Below are 14,279 nucleotides of genomic sequence, written 5' to 3' on the forward strand. Positions count from 1 at the left end.
GCAACTCCAGTCTGGCACTCTTAGATGCCGAGGGCGGGGAGGAGTCCATCCCATTGCTTCCGACCCATTGCGGACCTTTCCCAGGTCTTGTCGTCGCAAAAAGTAGCGGTGTTCTACGGCCTGTTACCGAGCCGCCGGGCACTGCCCGGATTCGGCGGGGCTTGATACGTTGTGATCTCCACAAACTGTTGAGGAGTTTCGATGAATTCGACGAGCCAGGCAGTTTATGAAAACCGCATCGAACACTTAGAACGTTCATTGCGACGCACGCAATGGATGCTCTTTGGCCTGTTGTTAGTTGTGATTGCCCTTGGCCTTGCCTGGTACGGGATCGGCGGCATAACGCAGCGACGGGTGACGGCCAATCGTGTGGTAGTGGTCGACGATTCCGGAGCCGTGCGCATCAGGCTTGGGCAGGACAAGCAGGACACCAAGCGCGTTAGTCGCGCCGCCGGCGTCGTTCTTTACGACAAGACGGGTCACGAACGCGGCGGCATGGCGACAATGGACAATGGTCGCGTGGCTTTGGGGCTAGATGCGCCGAACGTGGCTGATGGCAAGGAGTCGGATCGTGTTGGCATGATGGTGGACGCTAAGGGCCACGTCATGTTTGCCGTAGCGGACAACCAAGGCATTCCCGTTGTCATGATGAAGTCTGCCGATGCCGGCGGAACATTGCAGGTGATGGCCGCCACACCGGACCAGAAGCAAGTCGATGTACGGACGATTGGGGTAAAAGGCGACACCCAGTCGACGATGGGCGGCGGCTAATAGAGCGTAAGGTCCGCTCCCGACCCGGAGCGGACATGATCGAACTCCACAACACCGTCGTCGCCTTCACGGGCATGCGGCCAGAAATTCGTCACATAGACGTGAGCATCGCCTAGAACGGAGGTCTCCGCGTCCGGCACCCCGGATGGGGCTTCAGAATGTGTGCGTCGACTGCCATGACTATGCGCACTTCGTTTCCTGGGCGCGCCGGTGCTATTTGTTGAGCGAAATCGATCGCGAGTATCGGCGGCATGCGCCTTTGCATTCAAGGAGATAGATATGCAGCGACGAATAATCGGACACTTGGTTGGGTTGACGTTGGCGATACCCGTGTTGGCGCAGGCGCAAGTGAGGCTGGATGCGCTGGACGCGTCCATGATCGGACCGCGCAGTCAGGTGATGGTGCTGGGCAGCGTACATTTGGGGCAGGAAGCGAAGGGGGTCGAAATCGGTCCGAAGGAGTTGGCACCACTGCTGGATCGGCTCGCCAACTTCGCCCCCACCGTCATCGCCACGGAGAACCTGCCGGGGGAAACCTGCGACCTTATGCGTCGCCATCCAACGATCTACCCTGCGGACGAAGTGGCGCACTACTGCCCGGATACATCCAAGGCCCAGGCCGCGACCGGCATGGATGTGCCAGCGGCCATTGCCGAATCCAGGCGCCTGCTCAAGAGCTGGCCCAGAGAACCCACGTCCGCGCAGCGACGACGCCTCGCCGCGACGTTCCTCGCCTCCGGGGAACCTGGTTCCGCTCTTGTGCAATGGCTGCAGCTGCCAGAGACGGAGCGACGCGCAGGCGATGGCCTTAATGAAGAGCTGGTAGCCACATTGAACCGGGCGCAGGTGCGGCAGGACGAGACCAACCTGATTGGCGCTGCGCTCGCGGCGAGGCTTGGCCTGCAGCGAATCTATTCAATGGATGACCACACCGCGGATAACCTCGACGTCGAGGACGAGGTTGCCTTCAGCAAGGCTGTGCAAGGAGCATGGGACCGGGCTGCCGCGCGCGCCAAACCCGTCAACGACCGCGAAGCCGCCCTGGCAAAGCAGGGCGACATGCTCGCGCTCTATCGCTTCGTCAACTTGCCGGCGAACCAACAGCTACGTTCGGAAGTCGATTTCGGCGCCGCGTTGCAGGACTCGTCTCCCGAGCATTACGGGCAGCGTTACGTTGCTGGGTGGGAAGGGCGCAACATGCGGATGGCCACCAACATCCGCACGACGTTTTCGGATCATCCGGGCGCCCGTGTATTGGTGATTGTTGGAGCCACGCACAAGCCGTGGCTGGACCGTTGGCTTGGCGAACTTCAGGGCGTGGACATCGTCGACGTCCAAAAGGTGCTTCGTTCTAGCGCAAAGTAATACAAGAATGACAAACGAAGAACTATGGCGAAGGCTGGGGATTGGTCAGCACGCTACGGCTGAAGTCGCAACCCAAAGCGGACACTCCCCATCGAAAGATGCTCTGGGGGCTTCGGTGAAGATCGTTGGTTGTGCTGCAAGGATCCGGCATCTTCGCTTGTGCGCAATCGCTCAAGCGAACTCTGGTTTCGAAGGTGAAATCAGGCACCACCGACCGGTGTCACAAGCTGCAGTCGCGAGTCACCCGTTTGCAGGCCGTCCCCTGATACCGCGTCCGGCGACTGGTTGGCCAGCGCCTTGCCACTCCAGGGCGGCGTTTGGCGAGGTCCCGGAATGTAGGTCTGCCACTCACCATATCCCTTGGGCTTAGGAAGCCCCGGCGCCTGCAGGGTGAACGTGCATGGAATGCGGGCGACAAAATAAGGATCGTCCACATCCGGCCCCCTCGTCGGTATGTTGAAGGTCCAATGGCGTGCAGCTAACAGCGAGGCATCAGCAAGCACCTTGCGGAATCGATCCATGTCCGCTTCGGTCCCGTACTGGTCAAGGTTCACCTGCTCGGCAATCGCTTCCTGCACCGTGCCATCTCGACCGATGCGGACCATGAGGTAGACCTTGCCACTCACGAACGCGGAGATCGCCTCATTGGGATACTTCGGCTGCCATTTGTGTTCCTTATAGGAGACTTGATAGCCGGTGGTCCCGGAATCCCCGAATGAGGCCCCTTCGACCGCTACTTTGTACTTCCCGTCCCCCATAGGCGTGGCCACCATTCGCAGGCTCATCTGCGTCTTCACCACTTCGGTGGTAGGTGCGGACATGTTGAACCGCCACGACGACAGCGCCTTCCCGATCACGGCTACGACGACCGGCTTCAACTTCTCAGGATGGTCCAGCGTGTAGTTGCGGAGCGTGCCATCGGGATTCACTTCGATGGTGCCCGTGACCAACATCGCTCCTTGAGCTGTTTTGCGGACGTCCTCTTCCGTCTTCTCGCCCGTAGCAGCCAAGGCGTGAGTCGCACCCACCAACAACCATCCGAACATCAAGACAACGACTACGCGCTTCATGATCTCTCCTTGGGTTGAGGCTGCTGCATTTATTGGCAGCAACCTAACCACTGTGGTTGCTGCAGACTCCTACGCTATGGACCGGTGGCGTTGCGGCTCTGCCGAGTGCGTCAGTGCGTCGCTGTCCTCAGCTCCGAAGCTCAGCTTACCAGCATCTGCTCGATTCGCTGGTCAGTTAAGAGCAGTGGCACACGTGCGCGCTAACCACTCGTTCAAGGCGGCCGGTTTCGCCGCCGCTTCACTCCAGTGTTGAATGCGCGCTGCTAACCTCTTGCAGACCTTGCGGCCAAGGCGACTCGCCGGCAATCTGGCAAGGTCCGCTTCCGACCCTGAGCAGACCCGCTATCCGTAGGCCATATTGGGGGCATTTATTGCCCAGTCCCGAGCGACAGAACAGGAGGAAAGGCCGTGTTTAGCACAGGAGGGACGTCGCCAAAGTCAGCGACGGCAAAGTTCATTTGGTGGTTGTTGTTCTCGCTCATTGCGCTCTCCTTCTTATACGTTTTAACGAAGAACCCCGCTTAAGATAAGGCGGTGAGCAGACAGAATCGGAGTGTCCGCTTCCGACTGCCGTTTCAACCGGTCAACGCAACACTTTGATGAAATCGTTTTGCGCGGAATATCAATCTTCTACGCTTTCCTGGTGGCCCATCTAACGATGCTGCTGTCCCATTAGGTCGGTTTGCCCTGGAATTAAGGTACTTCCGGCCTGCTGGCCTTCGAGCAACGAATTTGAGCTCGGTAGCCACCGCAACGCATGTTCTGCAGACACAGTCTTGGGGTGTTGCGTTGACCGGTTGAGCTCGCAACCCAAAGCGGACGGTCGAAGTGGAAAAGACCGCCCAACTGCACGCGGACACCAGCGCTACTGCGCAGCGACGCCAAGCAAACTGCACGCCAGCGCCAAAATTCCTGCACGCGAGCGCCAGTCGGACCAGCGCCATCAGGCTGCATACACTGCGGGCCAGTCGTTGCCCTTGCAGCTAGCTAAGAGCACAGGCCAAGCCGTCGCCATCGTGCGCGCAGTGCGCCCTGGTGCCATCGAGACGCCCGAGCAAGAGACCCTCCTAAAGGCATGGTACCTGCTGCCAGATCCGCACAGCGCGGCGAGCATTGCTTCAATGGGGAGGTCGTAAAACAGTCCAAGCTGGCGCTCTTGCATGAGACCCGGAGGGACAGCGCCAAGCTAGGTGCGAGGACCGGGAATGGCTGTCATAGTGCTGGCAGGGGCTGTTGGGCCTGCTTGCAACCCAAGCGGACCCAGCACATGCAGGGGGAAGGGAAGTTACAGGGGGGACTATCGTCATGGCGGCATCGAGCAGCACGTTTGGGCGCGAGTTGGAGCCTGCGCGCGTTCCGCGTTACTGGCAGGCGTTGATCCTGGTGCTCGGCCTGTTGGTGCTCGCGCATATGTCGTTATGGATTTGGGAAGCGTTGAACGGCTACCCAGGGGAGGGGCGCGTGGGTGTCCTACAGCAGGAGGCGGGCCCTGACGGGTTCTGGCGTATCGTCAAGGTGGAGCCGGGCTCTCCCCTGGCAACGGCGGGCGCACGGCCCGGCGATGCAATCCGGTACGATCGAGCCGCTGATGCTGTCCGCCAGTTTCGGGCCGGCGAGTCAGTCGGGCTGACCCTCCGACATGAGGCTGCGCTCTCCCATTACACGCTGACGGCCGCCCCGCGCTCCATCCCCGCCAACGAACTGGCGCAGGACCAGGCCGAGCGCCGGCTGGCGATCGTTATTTGCAGCGCCTGGATGGTACCGGCACTCATCGGCCTGCTAGTGACGTTGCGCAGTCGCGGTCGAACTTCGGTCGTTCTATTGGGCGCGGCTCTTGTCGGCCTCGGCCTCACCTATACCAATCCGAATCTGCTTGAAGGCGCCTCCTGGATCGGCACAGCGATCTACTGCGGTGGCGACCTTATGCAGTTCGCCCCTCCGGTGCTGTTTCTGGCCTTCGCGCTCGCTGCACGCCGCGAGACCCGCAGCAAACTCCCGCGGCGCTGGCTGATCGCCCTAGGCGCTTACACCCTGGTGGTGGCCATGTTGGCGGGGCGCGTGGTCTGGGTGGACTTGACGGGACGTTCGCTGGTGCTGACTCATTCCATGGGTGTGACGGTGTGGACGACGACAGCGGGCATAGGGCTCCTGCTGACAGTGTTGGCACTCGGCGCCGCGTGGCGCGAATCCGTGGGCATGGACCGGACGCGCTACGCCTTCATGCTGGCCGCCATCGGCCTGCTGTCGAGCCTGCAGTTCGTTGGTGCCCTCATCTATGCCACCGGCAATCAGTGGACTACGGCCAATCCGCTAGTGCTGATGTTGTTGGGGGCCCCAATTCTAGGCGCCAGCGTGTTCGCCTACGCGGTTTTGCGTCATCGCGTCGTCGACATCGGTTTCGCAGTGAACCGCACGCTGGTCTATGGCGCGGTCAGCGCCGCGCTGCTCGCCACCTTTGGTCTGGTCGAATGGGCGGTGGACCACTTCGTGTCCATTGGTGGCCGCGAGAAGAACGTGCTCGTGGATGCGGCCGTCGCCGTCGGCATTTTCCTCGCCTTCCACCGGGTACGTGACTGGGTCGAGCACTTGATCGAGAGCCTCTTCTTCAGCAACTGGAAGAAAGCCGAGGAGCGCCTACGTCGGTTTGTAAAGGAAGCGCCCTTCTTCATTGAGGCGTCGACGCTGACCGCAGCGTTTGTCCGGACCTTGAGCCAGTACGCCGGCGGCGCCGAGACGGCGGTCTATGTGAAGGATGGGCATGGTTACACGCGAGCGGCAGGCGGCATCGCCGACTCACCGGCCGTTCTCGATGGGGACCTCCCGACGCTCGTCAGCGTGCGTGCCACGCTCGAGCCGATAGAAGCGCCCGACGGCGTGCTAGCTGGCTGTCTGGTCACGCCAATGGTTAACCGCAACGAGGTGATCGGCCTAACCGTCGTTGGCCCAAAGCCGTCAGCCCACGTGTTCCGACCCGATGAAATCGAACTGATCGGCTGGGCGACACGCCAGATAGGTTTGGACATGCATGCACTCGAGATCGAGCAACTGCAGGCACAAAACGCACAGATCGCGCCGTTACAGAGGGAGAATGCCATGCTGCACGCGCTCGTTGCGCAGCGGGCATGAGTGCGCGAATTGCACCACCCAATACTCTAACCAATGCACTTGCGGGCATGGATGTAACGACACCGATGAAATCGGTACGTCAACTGCTCGCGCAGGTTTCAGTGTGTTGTATCGACCGGCTGAAACCGCAACCCATTGCGGACCTTAGGTTGCCAGGGGAAGGGAATGAAAAAGCGGTGGATCATTGTTGCTGGACTGGCCGCCGCGTTGGCTGGCAGGGCCGGGTTGTCTGTCGCCGCCGACCAGAAAATCAATGCCGAGATATCAATCACTAACGGCATTAATCGATTTGTCCTCGACGGCAAGGAGTTCCTGGCTTTTAGGGCGTGGCGAGAGAATTTCAACGCGCATGGCTTTGACGTCGTCACTCTCTACGTCCGCGACGGAGATCAATGGAACCTCGTTCCACGCTTCGGCTCTGTTGAAGACAAAGAAGACGAGGAACACGACCTTCTTACGGTAAGCGGGGGTGCTGATTGCGTGCTACATGATTTCCGCCTGCTCAAGGGGGCCGGAACGCAACCAGCACGCATCGTCTTGGCGGATCGAGAAATCAAGGAGAGCTATGCGGACGCCGACACGGTGCATTTCACATACTACGAACTGGCCAAAAACGAGGACGGGGTTCCGGGCTGGCCGGCACTCTATTTCAAAAAGCTCAAGACTTCAGTTGCGAAGGGCAAGTATTGCGACGTCAACGATGCCCTAAACAAAGAGCTGCACCTTGGGGTAACCGGGCACTTCGGGGGATGATTCCCAACGAGGCGTGCGAAGTGGAAGTAAGTGTCTGCTTCCGACCCATAGCAGACGTATTGAGGGTGCCCATGTCCCGCACGGCGCATAACGTACTATTGGGCAAACTCCTCGTTATGAAGGTAAGAATGGCTTCCTATCTCCAAGGTCACTCTTTGAAGCGCATCGTTGCTCTATTCCTTCGTCTCTCTCTGTTCTTATCTGCCACGTTCCTCTCGCCCGCGCTTCTTGCGCAAAATGGAAATCTTCCGCGGCTTGAACGACACGGCGACCACTACCAGCTGCAGGTGGACGGCAAGCCCTACTTCATCCTGGGGGCCCAAGTACATAACTCCAACGGCTTTCTCGCGGCGATGGATGCAGCGTGGCCCGTTTTGCACGCCATGCACTGCAACACGGTATCCCTGCCAGTCTATTGGGATGCCATTGAGCCGAAAGAGGGGACGTTCGACTTCACCGCCATCGACGCCATCATCAAGGGAGCGCGCATACAGGGCCTTCACCTAGCGCTTCTATGGTTTGGTACATGGAAAAACGGCGCGATGACCTACGTCCCGTCATGGGTGAAGGAAAACCCCGCCAGATTTCCACTTGTGCTCGATGCCACGAACCATCCGGTCCAGGCGTTGAGCCCCATGTCCGATGCTAGCCGGGATGCAGATCGCACGGCGTTTGCTAGGCTGATGGCGCATCTGAAGGAGTTTGACGGCACCGCGCACACGGTCATACTCATTCAGGTGGAAAATGAAGCCGGCGTGCTCGGTGCTGACCGCGACTACTCGGCGGAGGCGACGGCCAGTTTTAAGGGACCGGTACCGGCGGAGGCCCTTGCTTCGTTGAGAAAGACGGTGCCCGCCGGCAGCACATGGATACAGGTTTTCGCCGAGCGCGCGCCGGAAGCGTTCATGTCCTACTGGACTGCACGGTATATAGGCTCCGTCGCGGAAGCGGGCAAAGCGGTGTACCCGCTCCCGATGTACGTCAACGTTTGGCCACGGGAGCAGCCGGGCCTGCTGCGGCCCGGCTTCTCCTCACCCAGTGGCGGCGCCGTCGCCTACCTGCTTGCTATGTGGAAGCAGGTCGCACCGGCCATCGATATCATCGGGCCCGACATTTACGACGAGAATTTCGATGCCTACAGGGATCTTCTGACCCTCTACAGCCACCCTGACAACGCGCTCTTTGTTCCCGAAACGGGTGGTTCCGTCCACCATGCCGAAAACATGTTTATGGTCTTTGCCGCGAAGAACGCGATTGGGATATCCACCTTCGGCGTCGACGCCGGTCTCTCGGCCGAGGACCTGAACTCCTACAAAGGCTGGGGCAGTGAGAATGCCTTGAACTACGCGCTCCTCGGACCTGCGGCCAATGTGTGGCGCTCGCTTAGCGATGCCGGCCATGTGCAGGCGGCGATTGAGCAAGAAGGGGTTGCCAATCTCGGGCTGGGCTTTGACGCCTTCGATGCTTCCGTGCGTTTTGGTGCTGTCACGGATGGCTACGGTGGCCCACGCGGCCGCGGCAATCCTCAACGCAATGGCCGCGTGCTGATCGGCCAGCTCGGTCCCAGTGAATTTCTCATCGCTGGCATGAATGCCAACATCATCTTCGCGACGAAACTGGGGGCACCCATGACCAACACCATGCTGCTCTCGGTGGAAGAAGGTCACTTCGAGGAAGGTGACTGGAAAGTGGATCGTCTACTCAACGGCGACGAAACAGCCTTCGGCCTCAGGCTTCCCGCCCATGGTCAAACGTTGAAAGTGAGAGTACGGGCCTATTAGCCAACGGCTTCGTAAGGTGCAAGAAGGTCCGCTTCCGACCCATGGCGGACATGGGGCAGGGCGATTAGCCCGTGTTATCGCGGGTGCAAGGCCCGCCGCACACACCCTGCAGAATATCTGTCGTGATCAGTTCTGAGCTCCTTCCGCTGCTGGAAGCACTTGAAAATTCTTGGGGCCGGGCAATTTGCGGAGTCGAAGGCCGTTACGTTCCGCTTCTACGCTGGGACGATTAGGCGGGACAGTAGGTACTCTTGGATCTTGGCGTCAGGATTCACTTGCACGTAGTCCAAATGTTTGTTTGGCGGGCGATCTGCGGCGTATTGCCATGCCAAAATGGGGATATCAGTAGCCATCGATGGACTTACATGCGCAGTTGTCCAGTCGACCGGTTCTTCTGGGTTGTCGGTGGTTCTGTATGAAGCCACCATCAGGCCAGCGCAATAACCGCCTTCATTTCGTATTTTGTTTAGCACAGCGACCGATTCTTTGTTATTGCATCGGTTCAGATAAACGCCCGGAACAAAGCCGATTCGACCCTTTGTCACTCTGCTAGCTTCGCTGGATAATGTTTCGGACCAGCCAAGGTAAAAGTCTTCAGACAAATCAGTGCCGGGCTCGACGTCGAGGAAGAATAGGAGCTCTTTAGCGATCGAGGCGCTAACGGCATGTTCCACATCGACCTCTTGAAAAAAAGCATCCACGTTGCCCTTGGCTAAGCTAGAGCCGAGCGTCCTGCTTCCGCCAACCGCGTTAGTTTGTCGAGCTAACGGCATCAGAAGGATATTCTCTTTCTGGAACAGGCGTCCTTCGGCATCGCCGGAGTACTGAGGCCCTCCCACAGAGTTTGGGCCCTTAAAATACCGTCCCCAAAATCTCACTATTCTTGGTAGAGCCGAGCGCTTCGCTGTAGTCAAAATGTCTGGATAGTGGATGCCTGCGTCGGAATCAACGCCTATCACGCCGATAGCCATTGGTGCCCTCGCTTTTTTTCACCTGGTTCACTCATAAAATTCAACGAATACCTCTCCTGGGAAGGGAGCGGTACCGACAGAATACGATCAATGTGCAGTCGACCGTCCCACGCAGCCCGAGAACACCTGCTCCGCTGCAGAGCTACTCTCCTTGGGAGCGGGCGCCCCTGTAATTGTGGCCTGCAGAGCCGTGTATCGATACGTTCGCCTCTCTTGCTGCTAGGTCCGTACAGCGTGCACCCGCCGATTGCCAGCGAGAACCACGGGGCGCTAGTTGAGTTTAAGCCGCCTGTCCGCCAGCGTGCATGGGGAAAAAACCAGCCGGACGGCCAGTAGACGTCTGGTCGCGGCTGGATTAGAGCAGGGGCTGTGTGAGCCCGCCAGTGGTGCGCAAGCTGAGACAGAGGAATTGCCATCCTTTGCTCCTGAGCGATTCGTCCGTGTTATCAAGCGCCGGCCGAATCTCCGCTTCTGACTAATGCTGACAGTCGAGACGCCCCGCAGAGACTGACTACTGTGGGCTGGGGTTTTGGCATGTGATCCGCGCAGAACAAAAGGGTGGGCCAGACCGACAATCCGAAAACGTTGAATCAAGTGACTTGATTTGCGTGCCGCGATCGCCGATCAAGTGATGCAAGATATAGCTAAAGGATGCTCTCCATTCGATAGATAGTTGGCAAAGGCGAGAGCACATTCTTCCCGGAGCCACGCTCTACGTAGTTTTGCGCACGTTTGCGACAAGCCCATTTCGCAACTTGATTCCTCTTTCGTCCAATTACGCGCATCGTCGACGAAAGGAGTCGCTACCCGGGCGGCGGCCACGCGTTGTTTGGTAACGATGCCAACGAATCACTCCCGGCTTTCGAGCGGGAGTCGCAGCTCCTGTGTCAACCAAATGGCCGATAGATTGAGCAAGGCAGCGCGGGAAACTTGAGAGCCAAGCCGCAGCGAACACGCAAAAGGTGGCGACTCGTGTTAGGGCAATGCTCACCAAGAGCATGCGGCGACAACACAACTCTCGAGGAGGACAAGCGCATGGCAACCATCAAGCTGTCTGAGAACCTGCAGGTTCGCACATTCCCTAAGCCACCGAAGGGTTTTGACCCACTTAAGAGCGACGAAAAGGAACTTGCTCGCCTTGGGCTTCCCAAACGCCCGTCAGATCCGCGACTAGCTGCGCGCTGGGAGAATGTGATGACCCGAGGCACTCGCTTCATCACCCCCCAGTTTCGCGCCATGCCCTATAAGCAACGGCGCCTGCCGCAACTGGAGCGCGGCAAGCATGATGTCGAGTCGACAGACATCTGGTCAGGCGCTGTGGTTCACGCGCCGGCTGGCGATAGCTTTCAATGGGTCGAAGGCACCTGGACCGTCCCTAACGCATACCCCCCGGCGAACGCACAGGATGGTGTTTGGTATTCGGCATCCACGTGGGTTGGGATTGACGGGATAGACGGTTCGGGAGACGTGTTACAGGCAGGGTGCGACTCGGACGTCATGACGTCGGGTGGCAATATCTCGCGTCAGCTCAACCCATGGTGGGAATGGTATCCGGCGGGATCATACTGGATAAGCAATCTACCCATCTCTCCGGGTGATACTGTCAACTGCCTCATATGTGTGTCGGCTGGGTCGACGACCGAGGCTACGATTTTCCTATACAACGTCACAAGCAACGTCGCGGCGCACTTCCTGGCTACCGCACCAGCAGGAACCGAGCTCGTTGGAAATTCCGCAGAGTGGGTTGTCGAGCGCCTCGAAATCGACACGAACACGCCCGAGCTCGCGCAGTACGGCGAAGTATTTTTTTCAGAAGCAAACGCGGAAACAAAGAAGAAGCAGCTGTTCACTGGCGGATCAGGCAGCACCATCAACATGACTGACAACGGCTCGGTAATCTCTGAGGGGATCATCGTTAGCTCAACGGTAGTGGAGGTAAAATATACCGGCCCTCTATCCTGAAGTAGCCGTTGTCGTCTTCCCGTAATTCCACTCCATGCATAACTGGATGTCTCCGGGCAAACCAGCCCCGTAGAGACCCACCATGCGCAACAGCAAGTTCGCCGAGAGCCAGATCGTCGCGACGCTTAAGCAGGTCGAAGGCGGTCGGCAGGTCAAGGATGTGTGCCGAGAACCTGGCATTTCCGAGTCCACGTACTACGCGTGGAAGTCCAAGTACGGAGGCATGGAAGCCTTGGATGTGCAGCGTCTGCGGGACATCGAGGTTGAGCGTGCCAGGCTGAAGCGGATGTATGCCGAGTTGGCGATGGAAAGCCACGCTCTGAAAAATCCTTTCGCGTGAAGCTGTAGAGCCGGCACATATGAGGTTGTCAGAAAATTGGATCAAACCGCGCTTCCGGTGAAGCAGCAGACAGCGCGACGCGGCGCGCCTCCAATATCCCTACAACTTTAGGTAAGTAGATGCGCCTAAAAAGTGCCGCCTAGGCTTAGGCAATGCCATCCACTCGATTGTTGCAATCCAACGGAGATGTCAATCAAAGATCCAACAATCGAGCCCTCCAGTCGACCCCGGCCGGTCGCGTAGAAGCTACGCAACGACTGGCTGGCTTGACCAAAGCTCGTCAACAAGCAACGGCGGTCAAGGCAAATGCGTTGCGCTGGACCAACCTCCACCACCACAGCAAGCCAAGCGATCTCACTTAAAGAGAACGGCGCCAGGAGGCAAGTCGCAACGAAACCTAGACGATGACGAAAGGATATTCAGTCGATTCCTGAACTATCAACAATTGGTCTACGGGGGGGGGGCTATGTGGATTCGTACTTCAGCTATGACTGCTTGCACGCTTGGTCTAGCCTTGCTCACTGCAAGTTGCACTGCGATCGACTCCAGCGTTGTCATGCCGCCGCCCATCCAGCTGGTAGATGCCTGCGTTGGAGGCAGTGGCGGCGGGTCGATGCCACTGATCAATCCAATGCGTTCCACTGGAACTAACGAATACGTGCCGCTCGCGAGTGCTGAAGATCTAAAGAAGCGAATCGCGTATGTGCAACAATCCCTACCGCCGAGCCTGAAAGATGACAAGGTCGTTCCTGCAATAGGAGCCATTATTGCGCGGGCGATCCTCCAGGGTAATGCCGCCGGCCTGAGGGCGGCGAACTTCAAGGTTGACGGTGAGGGCGAAATTGCCAAGCTTGACGTGCCATCCAAGCTTACGCATGGTCAATTGAAAGCTTTTGTCCAGACGCTTCTATCAGATAAATCGGCTGCCACTATTCGAGTCAACTCTAAGAATCGCCGTGACCCAAGGATCCTTCAGGGAGGCTCTCAAGCGGAAGTAACACTTTGGGACTATCTAAGTGTTTACTACGAAGGCAAATACCGGGACATCTATGGGACCGATCTTGCGATACCGTCGATCTCCACGACGATCTCGGACGAGGAAATTGCAGCAGTCCTGTCTGTGGTGCTCGACTACATCATCGACTCTATGAATGTAATGCCGATTTTGACTTCCGATGACACGCCCTCCGACGGGAAGACCACATTCTACATAGGCAACAACACGAAAGAGCCGACGCGACTACTGCTTGACCCTAAGAGCAAAGTCGTCATTCCTGCCCATTCAGACAAGTGTGAGTGGAGCGGTGACAATGCCGATCTTCTTCGCATCTTTTCCAACGCATCCGGTGATAAAGCCGCGACGGTGAGTTCTCTGGTCTCTCAATCAATGGGAGGGTTCTCGATTGGGCTTGGCTTTCTCGGAAAGATATCAATAGGAGACAACAAGGCGCTATCTACCGTTGTGAAAACTGCAGCGTCTCAGGTTGCGAATCGAGCTGCATTGACGTCTCTGTACTGGGCGGTTGAAAGCCGACATCGAGCAGTGGAACTTCAGGCTCGGCACCCTCAGTGATTTTCTACGGAGCATGCCGTTTTTTAGTGGCTTACGAGGATTTTTGTGAAGTCCACGGGCAATCCATTCAGGGGTCGACCCAAAGGGGCGAATTCAGGGCTCAAGCCGAGTGGGCGATATTTCGATCGTCACGTTAGCCATGCAATGCATGGACACCACCATTCGGTAGATCTGTACACGGGATTTCAATGCGCTTCACATCAACCAGGGATGCCCGGGTTCTTCGTCGAGCGTCCAGGCACAACTCAAGCCGGCTACTTCGTCAAGCCGGCGATGTGCAACGTCACCATGCACCCATGCAGTTAGCTGGTGTTATCGTGACCCGGTACTGACCATGTTTGTCGCCTGGCCTGCAACAATCTCTAGGCACGTCGAATGGACATGGCGCTGCGTCGCCCTGTAAGACTCAACAATCCCTAGCCGCTTTCCATGGATGATGCCGACCCAATGCTTCCGTTCGCGACCGCCAGCCTTTGTTGCGCAAGGCTCGGCGGGCTTCGCGCTTCGAATCTACAGCTTGTTCCTTCGCACAGTTGTATCGCGCGCGCACCGAGCATCCATTGGGCT

9 protein-coding genes and 1 pseudogene are annotated in these 14,279 nt (G+C 58.2%); 8 read left to right on the forward strand and 2 right to left on the reverse strand.

All coding sequences use genetic code 11. From position 1 onward, the window contains the following. Positions 1 to 201 precede the first annotated feature (201 nt). Both DVT68_RS16200 and DVT68_RS16205 read left to right on the forward strand, forming a co-directional pair. Positions 202 to 771: a hypothetical protein gene (locus tag DVT68_RS16200; protein ID WP_114826155.1), complete on the forward strand. Its 570-nt coding sequence runs from the start codon at positions 202 to 204 to the stop codon at positions 769 to 771. Positions 772 to 1,050: 279 nt separating this feature from the next. Continuing rightward, a complete protein-coding gene (locus tag DVT68_RS16205) occupies positions 1,051 to 2,136 on the forward strand; it encodes a DUF5694 domain-containing protein (RefSeq protein WP_114826156.1) in 1,086 nt (361 codons plus the stop codon). Between the two features lie 200 nt (positions 2,137 to 2,336). Here DVT68_RS16205 and DVT68_RS16210 read toward each other — a convergent pair whose 3' ends face one another. After that, entirely contained in the window at positions 2,337 to 3,206 is an 870-nt protein-coding gene (locus tag DVT68_RS16210; RefSeq protein ID WP_114826157.1) for an energy transducer TonB, read from the reverse strand. Positions 3,207 to 4,511: 1,305 nt separating this feature from the next. Here DVT68_RS16210 and DVT68_RS16215 point away from each other — a divergent pair. The 3 genes from DVT68_RS16215 (at position 4,512) to DVT68_RS16225 (ending at position 8,866) form a co-directional block, all read left to right on the forward strand. Further along, positions 4,512 to 6,332 (forward strand): hypothetical protein, encoded by a 1,821-nt coding sequence (locus DVT68_RS16215; protein WP_114826158.1) that lies wholly within the window; start codon positions 4,512 to 4,514, stop codon positions 6,330 to 6,332. Between the two features lie 165 nt (positions 6,333 to 6,497). Further along, positions 6,498 to 7,085: a carbapenem self-resistance protein CarG family protein gene (locus DVT68_RS16220; protein WP_114826159.1), complete on the forward strand. Its 588-nt coding sequence runs from the start codon at positions 6,498 to 6,500 to the stop codon at positions 7,083 to 7,085. A 128-nt stretch (positions 7,086 to 7,213) separates the two neighbouring features. Beyond that, entirely contained in the window at positions 7,214 to 8,866 is a 1,653-nt protein-coding gene (locus DVT68_RS16225) for a DUF5597 domain-containing protein (RefSeq protein ID WP_114826427.1), read from the forward strand. A 215-nt stretch (positions 8,867 to 9,081) separates the two neighbouring features. Here DVT68_RS16225 and DVT68_RS20310 read toward each other — a convergent pair whose 3' ends face one another. Next, the gene (locus DVT68_RS20310) at positions 9,082 to 9,837 is read right to left on the reverse strand and encodes a hypothetical protein (RefSeq protein ID WP_147281751.1); all 756 of its coding nucleotides are present in this window, start codon (positions 9,835 to 9,837) and stop codon (positions 9,082 to 9,084) included. A gap of 1,035 nt (positions 9,838 to 10,872) precedes the next feature. Here DVT68_RS20310 and DVT68_RS16230 point away from each other — a divergent pair. The 3 genes and pseudogenes from DVT68_RS16230 (at position 10,873) to DVT68_RS16240 (ending at position 13,712) form a co-directional block, all read left to right on the forward strand. Beyond that, complete coding sequence (locus tag DVT68_RS16230) at positions 10,873 to 11,799, forward strand: G1 family glutamic endopeptidase (protein WP_114826160.1); 927 nt, start codon at positions 10,873 to 10,875, stop codon at positions 11,797 to 11,799. Between the two features lie 82 nt (positions 11,800 to 11,881). Continuing rightward, a pseudogene (locus DVT68_RS16235) lies at positions 11,882 to 12,182 on the forward strand (transposase); the annotation flags it as partial. 570 nt (positions 12,183 to 12,752) lie between these two features. Beyond that, positions 12,753 to 13,712, forward strand: coding sequence for a hypothetical protein (locus tag DVT68_RS16240; protein ID WP_147281752.1), 960 nt, complete (start codon positions 12,753 to 12,755; stop codon positions 13,710 to 13,712). Positions 13,713 to 14,279: the final 567 nt, after the last annotated feature.

This window comes from Dyella solisilvae (assembly GCF_003351225.1).
Lineage (GTDB): Bacteria > Pseudomonadota > Gammaproteobacteria > Xanthomonadales > Rhodanobacteraceae > Dyella > Dyella solisilvae.

What these genes read in the sequence shown, in the direction of transcription:
- DVT68_RS16240 (WP_147281752.1), top strand. Translation starts at nt 12,753, where the DNA reads ATGCCACTGATCAATCCAATGCGTTCCACTGGAACTAACGAATACGTG.
- DVT68_RS20310 (WP_147281751.1), bottom strand. Translation starts at nt 9,837, where the DNA reads ATGGCTATCGGCGTGATAGGCGTTGATTCCGACGCAGGCATCCACTAT.
- DVT68_RS16200 (WP_114826155.1), top strand. Translation starts at nt 202, where the DNA reads ATGAATTCGACGAGCCAGGCAGTTTATGAAAACCGCATCGAACACTTA.
- DVT68_RS16230 (WP_114826160.1), top strand. Translation starts at nt 10,873, where the DNA reads ATGGCAACCATCAAGCTGTCTGAGAACCTGCAGGTTCGCACATTCCCT.
- DVT68_RS16210 (WP_114826157.1), bottom strand. Translation starts at nt 3,206, where the DNA reads ATGAAGCGCGTAGTCGTTGTCTTGATGTTCGGATGGTTGTTGGTGGGT.
- DVT68_RS16205 (WP_114826156.1), top strand. Translation starts at nt 1,051, where the DNA reads ATGCAGCGACGAATAATCGGACACTTGGTTGGGTTGACGTTGGCGATA.
- DVT68_RS16220 (WP_114826159.1), top strand. Translation starts at nt 6,498, where the DNA reads ATGAAAAAGCGGTGGATCATTGTTGCTGGACTGGCCGCCGCGTTGGCT.
- DVT68_RS16225 (WP_114826427.1), top strand. Translation starts at nt 7,214, where the DNA reads ATGGCTTCCTATCTCCAAGGTCACTCTTTGAAGCGCATCGTTGCTCTA.
- DVT68_RS16215 (WP_114826158.1), top strand. Translation starts at nt 4,512, where the DNA reads ATGGCGGCATCGAGCAGCACGTTTGGGCGCGAGTTGGAGCCTGCGCGC.